The 16164-nt window shown below is 71.6% G+C and carries 14 protein-coding genes; 6 read left to right on the top strand and 8 right to left on the bottom strand.

Annotation, left to right across the window (positions count from 1 at the left end; all coding sequences use genetic code 11):
• Window positions 1–138: 138 nt before the first annotated feature.
• Window positions 139–876 (bottom strand): SDR family NAD(P)-dependent oxidoreductase, encoded by a 738-nt coding sequence (locus K7G61_RS07750; RefSeq protein ID WP_225845941.1) that lies wholly within the window; start codon window positions 874–876, stop codon window positions 139–141.
• A 253-nt stretch (window positions 877–1129) separates the two neighbouring features.
• Between K7G61_RS07750 and K7G61_RS07745 the strand changes: the two genes are divergently transcribed.
• On the top strand, window positions 1130–2146 hold the full coding sequence (locus K7G61_RS07745) for an RNA polymerase subunit sigma-70 (protein ID WP_225845940.1): 1017 nt from the start codon (window positions 1130–1132) through the stop codon (window positions 2144–2146).
• 111 nt (window positions 2147–2257) lie between these two features.
• Here K7G61_RS07745 and K7G61_RS07740 read toward each other — a convergent pair whose 3' ends face one another.
• The 6 genes from K7G61_RS07740 to K7G61_RS07715 all read right to left on the bottom strand — a co-directional run bounded on the left by K7G61_RS07740 (window position 2258) and on the right by K7G61_RS07715 (window position 7883).
• Window positions 2258–2611, bottom strand: coding sequence for a nuclear transport factor 2 family protein (locus K7G61_RS07740; protein ID WP_225845939.1), 354 nt, complete (start codon window positions 2609–2611; stop codon window positions 2258–2260).
• Window positions 2612–2645: 34 nt separating this feature from the next.
• Window positions 2646–3629, bottom strand: a complete 984-nt coding sequence (locus tag K7G61_RS07735) for a hypothetical protein (RefSeq protein WP_225845938.1) — start codon at window positions 3627–3629, stop codon at window positions 2646–2648.
• Window positions 3630–3693: 64 nt separating this feature from the next.
• Window positions 3694–4500: a hypothetical protein gene (locus K7G61_RS07730; RefSeq protein WP_225845937.1), complete on the bottom strand. Its 807-nt coding sequence runs from the start codon at window positions 4498–4500 to the stop codon at window positions 3694–3696.
• A complete protein-coding gene (locus K7G61_RS07725; protein WP_225845936.1) occupies window positions 4497–5294 on the bottom strand; it encodes a hypothetical protein in 798 nt (265 codons plus the stop codon). The genes K7G61_RS07730 and K7G61_RS07725 overlap by 4 nt, the downstream gene beginning before the upstream one ends.
• 6 nt (window positions 5295–5300) lie before the next feature.
• Entirely contained in the window at window positions 5301–6734 is a 1434-nt protein-coding gene (locus tag K7G61_RS07720) for a hypothetical protein (RefSeq protein ID WP_225845935.1), read from the bottom strand.
• Between the two features lie 288 nt (window positions 6735–7022).
• Window positions 7023–7883: an NAD(P)-dependent oxidoreductase gene (locus K7G61_RS07715; protein ID WP_225845934.1), complete on the bottom strand. Its 861-nt coding sequence runs from the start codon at window positions 7881–7883 to the stop codon at window positions 7023–7025.
• On the opposite strand from K7G61_RS07715, the gene K7G61_RS07710 reads away from it, so the two are divergent.
• The 3 genes from K7G61_RS07710 (at window position 7786) to K7G61_RS07700 (ending at window position 10165) form a co-directional block, all read left to right on the top strand.
• Window positions 7786–8784: a dienelactone hydrolase family protein gene (locus tag K7G61_RS07710; protein WP_308190601.1), complete on the top strand. Its 999-nt coding sequence runs from the start codon at window positions 7786–7788 to the stop codon at window positions 8782–8784. The genes K7G61_RS07715 and K7G61_RS07710 overlap by 98 nt on opposite strands.
• A gap of 158 nt (window positions 8785–8942) precedes the next feature.
• Complete coding sequence (locus tag K7G61_RS07705) at window positions 8943–9416, top strand: carboxymuconolactone decarboxylase family protein (RefSeq protein ID WP_225845932.1); 474 nt, start codon at window positions 8943–8945, stop codon at window positions 9414–9416.
• Window positions 9417–9685: 269 nt separating this feature from the next.
• Window positions 9686–10165 carry a cupin domain-containing protein gene (locus tag K7G61_RS07700; protein WP_225845931.1) on the top strand — a complete coding sequence of 160 codons (480 nt, stop codon included), beginning with the start codon at window positions 9686–9688 and terminating at the stop codon, window positions 10163–10165.
• A gap of 118 nt (window positions 10166–10283) precedes the next feature.
• On the opposite strand, the gene K7G61_RS07695 is transcribed toward K7G61_RS07700, so the two are convergent.
• A complete protein-coding gene (locus K7G61_RS07695) occupies window positions 10284–11633 on the bottom strand; it encodes an NAD(P)/FAD-dependent oxidoreductase (protein ID WP_225845930.1) in 1350 nt (449 codons plus the stop codon).
• Between the two features lie 175 nt (window positions 11634–11808).
• On the opposite strand from K7G61_RS07695, the gene K7G61_RS07690 reads away from it, so the two are divergent.
• Both K7G61_RS07690 and K7G61_RS07685 read left to right on the top strand, forming a co-directional pair.
• The gene (locus K7G61_RS07690; protein WP_225845929.1) at window positions 11809–13551 is read left to right on the top strand and encodes an L-aspartate oxidase; all 1743 of its coding nucleotides are present in this window, start codon (window positions 11809–11811) and stop codon (window positions 13549–13551) included.
• Window positions 13552–13940: 389 nt separating this feature from the next.
• Window positions 13941–16154: a VCBS repeat-containing protein gene (locus tag K7G61_RS07685; RefSeq protein WP_225845928.1), complete on the top strand. Its 2214-nt coding sequence runs from the start codon at window positions 13941–13943 to the stop codon at window positions 16152–16154.
• The last annotated feature ends 10 nt before the right edge of the window (window positions 16155–16164 follow it).

The raw sequence follows: 16164 nt of genomic DNA, 5'->3' as shown, positions 1-16164 counted from the left end.
GGCTGTACATGTCCTCGCGTTCTCCCAGGAGAGCGCGTCGTTGTGCAGCGGTTCCTCACGATGACGACGTGATCGATGTTGGTCGCCAGCACCCCGCCCCTCCGTCACCCGGAACGCCCCACGGTCTCCCCGCGGCTCTCACGGCCGGGCCGGTACCGCTTGGACGGCCGCCGCGTTCCGCGCCTCCAGCGCCTTGACGGCTCCGTTCCGCCAGCCCTCGGACACCGCCGCGGACATCGGGTCGGGGAAGATCTCCTCCAGGCCGTGCGCGGCGCCTTCGAAGATCGCGCGGGCGACGTCGGCCGGGTCGGCCTTGGGGATGTCCCAGGCACGGATCATGTCGGTGTCCACAGGCCCGGGCAGGACGATGTGCACGGTCACACCCCGCGGTGCCAGCAGGGCGCGCAGCGACTGCGACATCGAGAACGCGGCCGCCTTGGAGATCGAGTACCCGGGGGTCACCGGCACGGTGGCCAGCGCCGCCAGCGACAGGACGTTCACGATCGCTCCCGCGGAGTTCGTGAGAAGCGGAAGAACGGCCTGGGTGACCCGGTACGTGCCGAACAGGTTGACCGCCAGATGGGCCTCGATCGACCGGGGGTCGGTGAGGTCGTCGGCGACAGCGACGCCCGCGTTGTTGACCAGGATGTCCAGGGAATCGACTCCTTTGACCGCGGCCTGGATTCCCGCCGGGTCGGTGACGTCCAGCCGCAGGGGCGTGACGCGCGCGTCGGGGTGGTCGACGGGCCGCCGGGCGGCGGCGTAGACCCGCCGCGCCCCCAGGGCGAGCGCGTCCTCGACGAGCGCACGTCCAAGGCCGCGGTTCGCGCCGGTGATCAGTACGGCCTTGTCGGCAACGGTCGTCTGCGTCGTCATGACTTCTCCTGGTGAGTGAACGAGTGGGCGTGCGGTGTGTGCGGGCGACGGACGGAGGTCACGGGGTGTCCCGTCCCGTTCGTGTCGTGCGAGTGGGCTCACCCATGTGACGCGCCGGGGCCCTGCCCGTCATCGGTCCTGCCGGAGCTCAAGCCGAACGCTCTCGGCACGCATGGGTTCTTCGAGCGCACGGCGAAGTCGCGGGAGGGCCCGGGCACCGATGACTTTCCGCCCGCGGCTGCGTCATACGGTCATGGACCAACTTGTGAATGCTGCGCGGGCCGGTGATCATGCGGCTTTCGCGCAGGTGGTCGAGCCTTTGCGGCACGAGTTGCACGTGCACTGCTACCGCTTGCTGGGGTCCGTCGAGGACGCCGAGGACGCGGTGCAGGAAACGCTGCTGCGCGCGTGGTCCCGGCGGGGTTCCTACGCCGGCCGTGCCTCGTTCCGGGCGTGGGTGTACGGCATCGCCACCAACGCGTGCCTGGACGCGCTGCGGCGCCGCAAGTCCCGGTCCTGGCCCACCGATCTGGCGGGGCCGTCCGACCCGCGGCAGTACGAACTGGCCGCGGTCGACGTGCCGTGGCTGCAGCCGTACCCGGACCGGTTGCTGGATGCCGCCGGGGCCGCGCAGGAGGAACCGGAGGCCGTGGTCACCGCGCGGGAGACGATCGAGCTGGCGTTCCTGGCCGCCATCCAGCGCCTGCCGGCGCGGCAACGGGCCGTGCTGATCCTGCGGGACACGCTGGACTGGTCGGTCAAAGACACTGCGGCGGCGCTCGGGCTGAGCCGGGCGGCGGTCAACAGTGCCCTGCAACGGGCACGCGCCGCCCTCGCGGCACACCTGCCCGCTGAGCGCGCCCAGTGGGGGTCGAAGCCGACCGCGGCGGAGCGTACGGCCCTGAACAGGCTGATCTCGGCATGGGAGGACGCGGACGCCGCCGCGCTGGTGACACTGCTGCGCGACGACGCGAAGTTGATCATGCCGCCGGGCACGACCTGGTTCGCGGGGCGGCGCGACATCGGAGCGTTCCTCGCGGAGCACGTCTTCGGCGAGATGGGGGACGGCTGGCGGCTGACCGCGACGGCGGCCAACCGCCAACCGGCGTTCGGGCTGTACTGGCGGGTGCCGGGCGAGGCCGCGTTCCGGGCTTTCGCCATCGGCGTGCTCCGGGTCGACGGCGACACCGTCGGTGAGATCGCGCTGTTCCAGCAGCCCGAACTCTTCCGCTCGTTCGCGCTGCCGGCCGGCCTGCCCCCGTCCTACTGATGGCCGCCGACCGACCGCGGCGCCGGACGACCACCCCGACTGCCACCGGGCGAAGCCATGGCCTGCGACACGGCCGGCTGGGCGACCGCCGCGAGCGGACCGGACCGCGCCTCAGATCGCCGGGCGGTAGAAGAAGGTCTTGCGCCTGCTGATCAGGCCGCCGCTGGTCCAGTACCAGTCCGCGAACGTCTCGCACAGCGGATGTCCGGAGCGGGACACGCCGTCGAACTCGCCCCAGCAGCACACCTCCTCGCCGTCGCCCAGGCAGCCGAGTATCCGGTGCCTGCCGTGGGCGACGACGCGTTCGGCGCGGTAGAAGGCGACCAGCGACGCGATCCCGCGGATCGGCTCGTAGCCGGGGCGCTCGTAGCGAACGGTGGGGGTGAACAGTTCGGGCAGTGTCTCCCACTCCTGGGCGTCGATGGCTGTAAACAGCCGTGCTACGAGGTGCTGTCGTACGTCCACAGCCGCCGGCTCCGTCCCGTCCGCGGATCACGGGCTACTGGTCGTCACGGGAGCGCAGGTCGTCCTGGGTGAGGGAGCGCTGTCCGTGCTGAAGCTCCCTGAACCAGTCGAGGTAGTGGTTCACCACGTGGCCCTTGGAGTCCTCGATGATGTGGATGCCGGTCAGCTGGAAGTGCGCCGACTCCACCCGGCCGTTGACCGGGATGTGCTCGTTGACCTGCAGGATGACGGTCCCGCCCGTGCTGCGTCCGTTGTTCTTGCGCCGCACCACGACGAAGGACATCGGGTATTTCGCGATCACGGCGTCCAGGGACACCCCCTGGCCCGGCGCGTCGGCTTTCAGACCGATGATCCGGCGGTAATGCCGCAGGTAACTCGGCTCGACGGAGTCGGAAAGGAATACGGACGGCTGGTCGAGCAGCTCCAGGGACGGCAGCTGGATGAGCCGGTAGTAGGCGACGCCGTGCAGGAAACGGTTCTCGATGCGCCTGAGGTATTCCTCCTGCAGCCGTTCCACCGCGGGATCGGAGTGCTGGTGGAACACCTCGACGAAGGAGTTGACGGCCAGGATCTCGTCGCCCTCCTGCGCTTTGTCGATCACGTCTCCGGCCTTGCGGTAGAGGGTCTTGGCCTGCTGGAGGTGGTGCGCTTCCGGCCCGCGCCGGGCGGGCAGGTAGGTGATGGACGCGGCCGTGCGATCGCGGAACTCGTTGAACGATTCGTCCAGGTGTTCCCGCAGGTCCTGCAGGGCGGCACGGTTGGCCGCGCCCTCGCGGGCGGTGTCGGAGGACATGCTCATCGTGGCGTACACGACGAAGGCCAGCAGCATCAGAACGCCGGCGAGCAGTCCGGTCTCGGAGCGGGTGAAGCCATTGCCGATCCATTCCTGCAGGACGTTCAGTACGGCGGCGAATGGTATGGCGGCCAGGAAAGCGGCCAGCAGCCGGTGCACCCGGTGCCGTCCGTCGTTACGCTCCGCCTCCGTTTCGGGAGCGGAGTCCCCCCACTGTGTCGTCATGCCGTGCACCGTCCTTTCCCGGGGTCGCGTTGTCGCGGTATGCGCGGTTTGGAGGGCTGACGACTCAAGCGTACGGAGCGCGGTCCGCGGCCGGATCCGGGTATTCGCCCGATTCGCGCGGCATATCTCCGCGCGGCGGTGCGGAAATATCGCATTTCCGGAATGCTTTCTTCCCCTTTTCCGCCGCGGCCGCGCGCAGCGTCGTGGAATCGGGTGCCCACGGTCGGGGAAGAGGGCGCAGCCGCCGCCAGGCGAACGGCGGGTGGCCGAGCCGCGGGTGCCGGCGGTCGTGGACGTTGAACGCCGACCATGCAGCCACGCACAGCACGATGCCCGCCTTGGCGGCCCACCGGCCGGCCCCGGCCCCGCCGTGCCGCCCGGGAGCCAGGAGCCCGGCCAGCGCGGCGCTGCCGGCCACCGACCACAGCAGGGGGTACACCCCGAGCTGGTGCCAGATCTTGGTCGGCGAACCGGCTTGCGCGGGGGTGTAGTAGCCCCGGCGGACCTCGCCACGCCACTGGGCGAGCCCGTATCCGAGCCACCCGGCCGCCGGCACCAGGATGCCCCACGGATTCGCCATCCAGTGCGCCGCCGGCCCCGGCCCGCGCCCGGCCAGCCCCACACCGAGCCCGCAGGCCACGGCCAGCAGGGGGTCGCCGTACGCGAGCGCGGTGAACTCCTGCCGGGGCCGCGGCACCCGCCGCTCCAGTACGGCGGCGAGCAGCATGTGCACCCCGGGCGAGATGACCAGGGCGGCGAGTGCCGCGGCCGGCGGTCCGGCCGCGAAGAGCGACCGCAGCGGGCCGGGCCACTCGTGTGCCCGGGCGGGTACGGCGGCCGGCGGCAGCGCGAGGACCCCGATCGCCCTCACCGCTCCCCCGTCCCCGTGGCGGGCCCGGCCACGCGCCGGTAGCGGCCGCGTACGATCCGCTCCAGCTCCTGGTCGCGGAAGAAGTTGGCGTGCCGTACCGCGAAGGCGTGCAGCGGCGCGAGGCGGGCCCGGTTGCGCTCGATGGTCTCCGTCTCCCGGCCCGAGGAGGCGCCGACCAGGCGGTGTTCGGCCTCCCGCATCGGGGCGTAGCGCTCCTGCAGGAACCGGTCGAGGGTGCCCTCGGCGACCCCCGCGCGGGCGGCGACCTCCGGGCGCGAGGAGAACACGGTCAGGGCCCGCCAGATCTCCAGTTGGGTGGAGTTGCCGACCAGGCGCTCCAGCAGGGAGGCGCCGCCGCCGCGGGCCGGCCGGTAGCGTTCCGCCAGCCCCCGGCCGGGCCGCAGGCCCTTCTCCATCGCGTCCACCAGGTGGAGCACGTCGGCGATCGGGCCCGCCTTGGACGCCAGCGCCCAGGGCTCGAAGTAGTGGAAGGCGGCGAGCAGGAGCAGGCCGCGGTTCTCGTCGATGTCCGCGCACCACACCACGCACGGGATGCCGATCTCGTCCAGCAGCCGCAGCGCCACCAGGCCCGTCTCGGCGCTGCCGGGGCCGAAGTCCATGTCGACCATGGCCAGGTCGAAGGCGCGGTCGACGGCGAGGATCTGCCGCAGTTCCGCGGGACTGCGCACGCCCATGACCTGGTGGGCGGGGCCGGCCGCCGGGGCGGTGGTGGCCAGGGCCAGCGCGAGGGAGTCCTCGGCGGCGACGGCGTCGTCCACGACGATGATGCGCACCGCGGCTCACACCTTGCCGGGAAGCGTGACGGGGGCGTCGGGCGACTGCGGTCCGGGCAGGGGCCGGACGATGCCGGGCGGACAGCCCCACCGGGCGGTGATGTGCTTCCACTGGCCGTCGTCGTGCACGTCGATTCCCCCTCCGTAGCGGGCGAGCAGGACGTCCTGGACCTTCAGGCTGGTACGCGGGTCGCGGGCCGCGCCGGGCGGGAAGCGCTGCCCGTCGTCGGAGACCCGCAGCAGGCACAGTTCGGGCCGGACCGGGTCGCGGACGCGGAACTCGATTCTCACCCGCCGGGCATGTGCCTTGAGGGCGTTCATCATCAGGTCCGACAGCAGGGACCTCGCCCGCTGGTAGTCGGTGCTCGTCAGCTGCAGGTCGACGTCACCGGCCAGCTCGCACTCCTCGTGGCGGCCGCGCCAGGTGTGCTCGATGAGCGGGTTCAGCTGCAGCCACACCTCGCGCACCGACCCGGACTGGCCGCTGCCGTCCGACCTCAGGATGGCCTGCCGGGCCTCCTCGACGCCGATCAGCACCTCCCTGGACAGGGAGCGCAGATGGCCCAGGTCGGGCGGCGGGTCGTCCTGCTCGGCGTACCGCGCCAGCACGCCGACGCTGTTCTTGAGCATGCTGTGCACCGCGGAGGCGCTGTTGAAGCGGGCCAGGTGGCGCTGTGCGAGCGCGGTGTGGACGGCGGCCCGCAGCATCGCGCCGAACATCGCCCACACCGCGTAGTACAGCAGCGGGGACAGGCACAGCACGGCAACGACGCCGGCCGGCACCTCCCCCGCCGCCGTGCTCCACGGCCACATCACGGCGCCCAGCACCAGGCAGTGCGCCGGCGGTATGACCCGGCGGAAGACCAGCATGCCGTGCGGGGGCGGGTCGGTGACGCTGTACCAGCCGGCGTCGATGACCGCCTGCAGCACCGCGCTCCAGTTGTACGCGATGCACACCACGAGTCCGGCCGTACGGATGCCGACCGGCAGGCCGGGCAGCGGGAACGGCCCCACGAAGAGCCAGGTCGCCAGCAGGATGCCGACGCCCTCCAGCAGACCCGAAGCGTCCACGGTCGCCTTGTCGCGGGCGTTCGTCAGGTGCCGTACGAGTGGTCCGGCCGCCGGCACCCGGCGCAGCAGCGGCAGCGTCTCGGAGAAGCTGTGGCCGAAGGCCAGCACCAGGCCGAGCACTCCCGGCAGCAGTTGCAGCCCGGCGCGGGGCAGCGAGGCGCCGGGCGAGCCGGCGAACGCCAGCGAGGCCGCGGCCGCGTAGAGCGCGAGCCGGACCCAGCAGCCCCAGCGCCACAGCGTCCGGGTGCAGTGGATCGCCGTCTCGAACACGACGTCGGCGTCGCGGTCCGGCGCCTGCGCCTCACCGGGGGCGCGGCTCCCGGCGAGCCGGCGGCGCGGTCCGCCGCCGCCCGACCCCGTGGACCCCATCGACGCCCCCCTCCAAGGCCGCGCCGCTGCGGCACGCGCTACCACCATGAGGCATGGCGGGCCCCGCCGGGTGACGAAATCTCCTACGGTTCACCACGGAACGCACGCGGCCGGGTCCCTCGCGGGCCGGACCGGACCATGTGCCCTGCCGGGCGGGAGCGTTGCGGTGGCACGCGTGCGGGGCCGTGGCGTGGGGCGGATGAACGGGGGCTGCGGGAGGTGAAGCCGCGGGCGCTCAAAGACGGCGGCCGGTCCGGGGCCGGACGGAGCGCCGGCCGGCGCGGGCCGTCACAGTGAGACGGCGTCCCGCCAGGAGTGGCGCGGCTCGTACCCCAGCACCTCACGCGCGCGATCGATGGCGAGCAGTGTCGCGTTCGGATGGTCGAGCTCACGGGTGAGCTTCACCTCGGGGAAGACTTCCGCGAGCAACTCGGCCGACGGCCGCGCCATGATGGTGTCCGCGGCGGCGATGACGAAGTTCCGCGAGCCGGTGACCTCCGCCTCCAGCGCGAGCCTGCACGCCTGCGCCGCGTCACGGGCGTCGACGTATCCCCACAGGTTCCACTTCCGCAGCCGCGGGTCGTCCTGGTAGCCGGGCACGGCCGCGTAATCGGCCTCGACATGCACGTTGGACAGCCGCAGACCCACGAAGGGGATGCCCGACCACCCGGCGATCTGCTCGGCGGCGGCCTCGCCCAGCACCTTGGACAGGGCGTAGGTGCTGGTCGGGTACGGGAAGTGGTCCTCGTCCACGGGCGCGTACCGCGGTGGCACGTCGAACGGCAACCCCAAGGTGGTCTCGCTGGAGGCCCACACCACCTTGGCCACTTTGTGGTGCGCGGCCGCCAGGAAGACGTTGTGGTTCATCAGCGAGTTGGCGTTGAGGGTGTGGGCCGGCGGGTACAGCCCGGGAGCCGGGATGTTCGCCAGGTGCACCACGCCGTCGGCGCCGCCGATGGCGTCCACGGCCTGCCCGTAGTCGGTGAGGTCGGCGGCCAGCAGGGCGACCCCCAGCCCCTGCGCCCACTCGCGTTCCGCCCGCCCGACGGCCATGTCGACGCCGATCACCTCGTACCCGTGCTCACGCAGGTCCGCGACGACGACTCTCCCGGTCTTCCCGGTGGCCCCGGTGACGGCGACTGTGCTCATGTCGTGCTCTCCATCGTGTGTGCCGTACGTCTGTCAACGCTCGTCTGTTAACGCTCACATACACCGTACGCGCCCACCGCCGCGGCAGCGGACCCGCCGCCGGCACACACGACTGCCGGGCTGGTGCTTGAATGGCCGGATGGGGCACCACGCGCTCTTCGGAGACGGCCGCCGGCTCTCCGGACACTGTCTTCGGCGGACTTTCACGGTTCACCGGCCGCGAGGACCGGTCCCCGGCACCGTCTGGACGCCGATCGACCGGCGGGGGCCCGTCCCGCTGGTTCTGCTGGGGCACGGAGGCAGCGGGCACCGGCACGGCGACCGGATCCTGTCCATGGCCGACCGCATCACCTCGGCCGGCTACGCGGCAGCCGCAATCGACGGCCTTTACCACGGTGAGCGGGTTCCATCGCCCCTTCCCACCGCGGACTACCAAGCCCTGATCGCGGCCGAGGGGATCGGCCGCGCGATGGACCGGCTCGCCGGTGACTGGGCTCTCACGCGCGACCTCCTCGTCGATGCCGGCCTCGCCGATCCGGCCAGTATCGCCTACTTCGGGCTGTCGATGGCGACCCGCTTCGGCCTTGCCACCGCGGTCGCTCTCGGACCGGGACTGCGATGCGCCGTGTTCGGGAAGTTCGGCACGCAGGCAACCGCCGACACACACCCGGGGCTTCACGACCCCGACCGGGCGCTCCGGGACGCTGCCAGGATCACCGCACCCGTGCTGTTCCACATGCAATGGAATGACGAGATGTTTCCGCGCACGGGCCAACTCGAATTGTTCGACGCCTTCCCCGGCCACGCGAAGGAACTCGTCGGGTTCGCGGGAGGGCACCGGTCCACACCCGACCACGCGGTGTCCGCCTGGATCGCGTTCATCGGTCGCCATCTCGCCTGAGCGCCCGCACCACCGCATCGACGCACACCCGCCACTGCCACCGACCGCACACTGGGCGTCCGGACGCACTCGCGTGCGCTGCGCGGCCCGCGACGTGTCACAAGGCGTGGGCCGCCTTGGTCAATGGTGTGCAAGGCACCAGGACAAGGAGTTCACACATGGAAGCGCGTCTCGACTACTTCGGCAGTACGGTCGGGGGCAAGGTCCTCCGGTACCTCAACTCCGCGAACAAGGCGGTGACGGACTCCGGCCTGCCGCACACGACGCAGGAACTCGTGAAGATCCGGGCCAGCCAGATCAACGGCTGCGGCTTCTGCACCGACATGCACACCAAGGACGCCGCGCACGCGGGCGAGACGCAGCAGCGGCTCAACCTGGTCGCGGCCTGGCGCGAGGCCACGGTCTTCACCGACGCCGAGCGTGCCGCGCTGGAGGTGGCCGAGCAGGCCACCCGGATCGCCGACGCGGCGGGCGGCGTCACGGACCAGGCGTGGGCCGAGGCCACCAGGCACTTCGACACGGAGCAGCTGGCCGCGCTGGTGTCGCTGCTCGCCGTGATCAACGCCTACAACCGGGTCAACGTGTGCAGCCGGACACCCGCGGGGAGCTACCGGCCCGGCCAGTTCGGCTGAGCCGGACACACGACCACGACGACGGACCCGGCGCTCCCGTCGCGGTTCCCGGTGCCGGACGACCGGCACCGGGCCGACGCCGTGGTTGCCGCCGTCCGCATCGTCGACCTGCCCGCGATCCTTCGACGCCGTCGGGCGGCGGCGCGAAAGCCCCGCCGCCCCCTCCCCCTGATCCGCGTGCCGGCCCCGGGCACCCTGCCCGCACGCTGTTCGCTTGATCCGGCACGCCCCGTCACGCGAGTGTCCCGAACCGAAAGACGATGATCACCATGTCCTACCCGGAGCAGGTCTACCACGGCGAGAACGGCGAGATCAGTGCCGGCTTCCGCCCCGCGAGCACACCGCCGGAACTGGGCGTGCCGGGCAACGGCACCCACTACCTGGCCACCACCGACGTCACCCGCGGCGAGTTCGGCCTCTACCGGGTCCAGATGGGCCCGCGGGCCGGAGGGCCCAGGACGCACTTCCACCGCACCATCTCGGAGTCGTTCTTCATCCTCGGCGGCACGGTCCGCCTCTACGACGGCGCCCGCTGGACCGACGCGCACGAGGGCGACTTCCTGCACGTGCCCCAGGGCGGCCTGCACGCCTTCCGCAACGACTCCGACGCTCCCGCCGACATGCTGCTGCTGTTCACACCCGGGGCGCCGCGCGAGGAGTACTTCGAGCAGGTCTCCAAGCTGGCCAACGCCTCGGAGGAGGAGCGCACCCGGTTCTTCGAGAAGCACGACTCGTACTTCGTCGAGTGACACCCCTGCCGCGCCGGCCGGTCCCCGTCCGGGGGCCGGTCGGCGCGCGCTGCCCGCCCGGGCCCGGGCCAGCCCCGGGCCACGACAGTGTCCTGGGTGGCCCGACCCGCTGCTGGGGTCAGAACGTGGGAGCGTCCGCCGGCAGTTCTTCGTGGCGGGGCTCCCCGTGGGTGACGAAGGCCTCGCGGGGCCGTTGCACCGAGGCCAGCGAGACGATGTCGCGTCCGTAGAGGGCGGCGGTGCACCATACGGCCAGCACGCGGACCTTGCGTTCCCATGTCGGTACGGCGAGCACGTGGTAGCCGCGGTGCATCAGCCAGGCCGGGAAACCCTTGATGACAAGGCGGTGGTACTGGAAGATGCCGCGGCCCAGTCCCAGCGTGGCCACCACGCCCAGGCCGTGGTGGACGTAGTTCTTCGCGGGCCTTCCCCTCAGCGAGGCCAGGATGTTCCTGGCCATGCGCTTGCCCTGGCGCACGGCGTGCTGGGCGTTGGGCACGGTCAGCGCGCCGGGCGTGCCCGCCGCGAGGTCCGGCACGGCCGCGTCGTCGCCGGCGGCCCACACGTCCTCCACCGCCTGGGCGGTGGTGCCCACGCGCAGATCGGGCCGCACGACGAGCAGGCCACGCTCGTCGACCGGGAGGTCGGTGTGGTTGTGCACGACGGGGTTCGAGGCGTTCCCGGCGGCCCACACGATCAGGCCCGAGTCGAACTCCTCACCGGTCGACAGCACCACATGGCTCTTCTCGGCCGAGACCATCTGGGTGTTCAGGTGGACGACCGCGCCGCGCTTCTCCAGGGACCGGACCACCCACTCGCCGGGCCGGTCGCTCACTTCGGGCAGGATTCGGCCGCGCGCCTCGACCAGGTGGAAGCGCAGCTCCTCCGCGTCGATCTCCGGATAGTGCTTGAGCAGCGCCGTCGCGAGAGCGAGGAGTTCGCCGAAGCCCTCGACGCCGGAGAAGCCGCCGCCGACGAAGGTGACGGTGAGGAGCTTCTCGCGCTCCGGCCCCCGCGGCAGCCCCGAGGCGCGGTCGAACGACGTCAGCAGCCGGTCGCGGATGGCGACGGCCTCCTCGACGTGCTTGAGGCCGAATGCCTCCTCGTTCAGCCCCGGGACGGGGAAGGTGCGGGTGACCGCGCCGGCGGTGATCACGAGGATGTCGTAGTGCAGGACGAGGTCCGGACCGCTCTCCGGCCGGACCGTGACGCTGCGGTCACTGTGGCGGATCTCGGTCGCCGCACCCGCGACGAGCCGGGTACGGTGAAGGTGCCGGCGCAGCGAGACCGCGGCGTGCCGGGCCTCGACCGATCCGGCCAGCACTTCGGGCAGGAACGGCTGGTAAGTCATGTACGGGCGCGGGTCGACGACGGTCACCCGGGCCTCGCCACGGCGCAGCTTCCTCTCCAGGCCCCACGCGGTGTAGAAGCCGGCGTAACCACCGCCGATTATCAGGATGTCACGCACAGTGTCCTCTGTTCTCTCGGTCTCCGCAGTGATGACCGGCGAGGAACACTGGTTGTGACACTCTTCGCGGACCCTTCGGCGGTGCGCCGGTCGAGCGCGATCGGCAGCTCGGTGTCACAACCCGCGGCCCGGCCCGGTCCTGGTGAGTGACCCACCCAGAGCGACGGGAGCAATCGTGCCCATCACCGAACGACGTCTGTCCACCGCGGTACTGGTGATCGGTACCGGCGGGGCCGGCCTCCGGGCGGCGATCGAGCTGGCCGAGGCCGGTGTCGACGTGATCGCCGTCGGCAAGCGGCCCAAGGAGGACACCCACACCTCCTTGGCCGCGGGCGGGATCAACGCGGCGCTGGCCACCATGGACCCCGAGGACAGCTGGCAGCAGCACGCGGCGGACACCCTCAAGGAGAGCTACCTGCTCGCCGACCCGCGCACGGTCGAGATCGTCACCCGGGGCGCGGCTCTGGGCATCGACGACCTGGAACGGTACGGGATGGCCTTCGCCCGCGAGGAGGACGGCCGGATCTCGCAGCGCTTCTTCGGAGCCCACACCTTCCGCCGCACGGCCTTCGCCGGCGACTACACCGGCCTGGAGATCCAGCGCACACTCGTCCGGCGGGCGAGCCGGCTGGAGATACCCGTACTCGACAACGTCTACATCACCCGCCTCCTGGTCCATGAGGGCGCCGTCTTCGGGGCCTACGGCTTCGACCTCGGCGACGGCACCCGTCACCTGATCCACGCCGACGCCGTCGTCCTCGCGGCCGGCGGGCACACACGTATCTGGCGGCGTACCTCCTCGCGACGCGACGAGAACACCGGCGACTCCTTCCGCCTGGCGGTCGAAGCGGGGGCCCGGCTGCGCGACCCGGAACTCGTCCAGTTCCACCCCTCCGGCATCCTCGAACCGGAGAACGCCGCCGGCACGCTGGTCAGTGAGGCGGCCCGCGGCGAGGGCGGCATCCTGCGCAACGCGCTCGGCGAGCGGTACATGAGCCGCTACGACCCCCGGCGCATGGAACTGTCCACCCGCGACCGCGTCGCCCTCGCCTCGTACACCGAGATCAAGGAAGGCCGCGGCACCGCCAACGGCGGGGTGTGGCTCGACGTCTCCCACCTCCCCCGCCGCACCATCATGCAGCGGCTCCCGCGGGTCTACCAGACACTCCTCGAACTGCAGATGCTCGACATCACCCGCGAACCCATCGAGGTCGCGCCCACGGCGCACTACTCGATGGGCGGGGTCTGGGTCCGCCCCGAGGACCACAGCACCGATGTCCGCGGCCTGTACGCCATAGGCGAGGCGTCCAGCGGTCTGCACGGCGCGAACCGGCTCGGCGGCAACAGCCTCATCGAACTCCTTGTCTACGGCCGCATCACCGGCCAGGCCGCCGCCGCCCACTCGGCGTCACTGACCGCGCAACCCCGCTCCGTGGCCGCCGAGGCCCTCGCCCGCGCCGAAGTCGACGAACTGCTCCGCGCCGACGGCCCCGAGAACGTCCGCGCCCTTCAGCGCGCCATCCGCAACACCATGACCGAGCACGCCGGTGTCGTCCGCGACGAACAAGGCCTGCGCGCCGGGCTCGCGGAACTGGACACCATCGAGCAGCGCATGGAGAACATCGGAGTCCACCCCGACATCGCCGGTTTCCAGGACCTGGCCCACGCCTTCGACCTCAAATCGGCCGCCTTGGCGGCCCGCGCCACTTTGGAAGCGGCCCTGGAACGCCGGGAAACCCGCGGCTGCCACAACCGCAGCGACTTCCCCGACATGGACCCCGCGTTCCACGTCAACCTCGTCTGGTCCCCGACGACCGGCATCACCCACGAGAGCATTCCGCCCGTCGCGGACGAGATCGCCGCCCTCATGGCGGACCTCTCCACGGAAGTCTCCACCGAAGGCAAGCTCGTCGAATGACCGCCCGCCGGCCCCGCCGGGCATCAGGTGCGTGGGAGCGTCCGTCGCAGGTCGGCCCTGACCGGCCGGCCCCTGACCGCCCACGACGCGAAGGGCCTCGGAGAACCCGACCACCGCGCCGGGTCTCCACCGTGTCCGAACACCGAAGTCGTCCCGGCCACCCGACAGTTCCTCCCTCGACACACGTCTCCGGCACGAGACGCGGTGGCCGCGCTGATACGATCGGCCGGAATTCGAACGTGGGGGGCCGCTGGAGAATTCGTCCCGGCGGACGTCGTCCTTCCTGCACCGCCCCTCCGACGTCGCGTCTGCCAGCACTTCGTGCGGCAGCTCGTCCAGGAGGACATGTGGCGCACACCAACCCTTCTCGCGCGGTCCTCGCCGGGGCTGTGGCAATCGCTCTGGCCGCCGTCGCGGGACCGTTCGTGGTGCCGGCGGCCGCCGACTCCGGTACCGGCGCCGGAACGTCGCGTCCGGACGCCGGCTCCTTGAGCAACGTGGCGCCGGCCGCGGGCTCGGAGGTCGTCATGGCCGGCGCCTCGGGATTCCTCACCTCCGCGCCCGACAACAGCCTGCGGTGGACCCGGTACGCCGACGGTTCGACAGTCGATCTGGGAGCGGGCCTCCAGCAGTGGCGGACGACTCAGCACCTCGGTTCGGTGTCGGACATCGTGGTCTTGGAACGCGGCTTCGCGGGCGCCCCCGACGACCGGGTGGAACTGCACGACATGTCCACCGGCGAGGTCACCACCATCGCACTGGGCTCACGGCTGGTCTACGCCGGCGCCGTGGGTTCGACCGTGCTGGCCTGCCCCTATCCGTCCGGGGGCAATGTCGATTGTGGCCACGTGCACCTGCTGAGCATGGCCGACGGTGTTCTTACCGAGCGCCAGGTCACCGGTCTGCCCGCCGGTGCGCGTTCCGTCGGCTTGTTCGCCTCGGCGCCCGGCTCCCTGACGATGGCGTTCAAGGACCCCACCGGCGCGGACGACGACGTCCACTACGCCGTGCTCGACCTTGCGTCCGGGGTCGCCACGCAGACTCACCTGACGACCCCCACCTGGGCGGTGACCGCGCTGTCCCCGGCGTACCTGGCCTCCATGACGGACGCCGCCGCGACCGGCACCGCGCAGGTGAGTGTGGAGGACAGGCACACCGGCGTCGTGACGCGGATCGCCACCCACACGGCCGCGTCCGACTCCCTGGTGGGCCTCGTCGGTGACTGGGCCCTGTATGGCACCCGGAACCCGCTCACCTGGGGTTCCGCGGACGCGGACCTCTCCTTCCGGGCCGTTCCGGTCAAGGGCGGCCCCAGCCGCAAGATCCTGGACCACGCGACGTCGCTCGCCCCCGCCCCCGACGGCTCACTGCTGGTGATGGGCGGGACTGTCGCCCACGGCGAGGGCGTCTACCGGATCTCCGCCGGTGCCGACGGTGCGCCGGCAGCGGAACTGGTCGTGGGAACCGGCCAGCCGCTGGGCATCACCCTGGTGAGTTCGAACGTACCCGCGGTGGCCGCGCTCGACGTCTCGCCGTGGAGGGCGAGGTGGCAACTGTCGCGCGGCAACGCCGAGGTGACGCTCACCCTGCGCAGTTCGACCACCGGGGTCACGGAAAAGGACTTCCTGTACCCTTCCGACACCCCCGACAGCCGGGTGGGTATGGACACCACCGGGCTGCTGCACATCGACTGGGACGGATGGACCAACTCCAGTCAGGCCCCCAACGGCGACTGGACCTGGCACGTCACCGCCAAGCCGCTCAACGGACTCGGCCCGGACCTTTCGGTGGGCGGAACCTTCCGGGTCACCCGCCACCCCGCCCCCCACGACTACACGGACAACGGTTCACCGGACCTGCTGGCCCGGGACCCCTCCGGTGTTCTGTGGCGGGAGGACACCTACCACAACCCGTGGAACCCGCAGCTGGGGAGCACCGGCCGGGTGAAGGTGGGCGGCGGCTGGAACATCTACAACCGCATGGCCGCGGTCGGCAACATCGCGGGCGGCTCCGCCGGGGACCTGGTGGCCCGCGACACCTCCGGCGTGCTGTGGCTCTACCTGGGAACCGGCAAGGGCACGTTCGCGACCCGCACCCGGATCGGCGCCGGCTGGAACGCCTACACGCAGCTCACCGGCATGGGCGATCTGTCCGGTGACGGACGCGCCGACCTCGTGGCCCGCGACCGTGCCGGGTACCTGTGGCTCTACAAGGGCACCGGGAACTGGAAGGCGCCGTACGCCGCCCGGACCCGGATCGGCGGCGGCTGGAACACCTACAACCAGATCGCCGCGGTCGGCAACATCGCGGGCGGCTCCGCCGGGGACCTGGTGGCCCGCGACACCTCCGGCGTGCTGTGGCTCTACCTGGGAACCGGCAAGGGCACCTTCGCCGCCCGCACCCGCATCGGCGCCGGCTGGAACACCTACACCCAACTCATCGGTATCGGCGACAGCGACGTCGACGGCAAGTTCGACCTGCTCGCTGTCGACCGCGACGGGTCGGCGTGGCAGTACCGAGGCACCGGCAACACGAACGCGCCATTCGCCAAGCGCGAGTTGAGCAGCCTCTTCTTCGCTCAAACCTACAACTCCGTCGCATGAGTTGCTGCGT

The sequence above is a fragment of the Streptomyces sp. HPF1205 genome (genome assembly GCF_020400825.1).
Taxonomy (GTDB): domain Bacteria; phylum Actinomycetota; class Actinomycetes; order Streptomycetales; family Streptomycetaceae; genus Actinacidiphila.
Note: the sequence above shows the minus strand (reverse complement) of the source record. Positions and strands in the feature narration are given on the sequence as shown.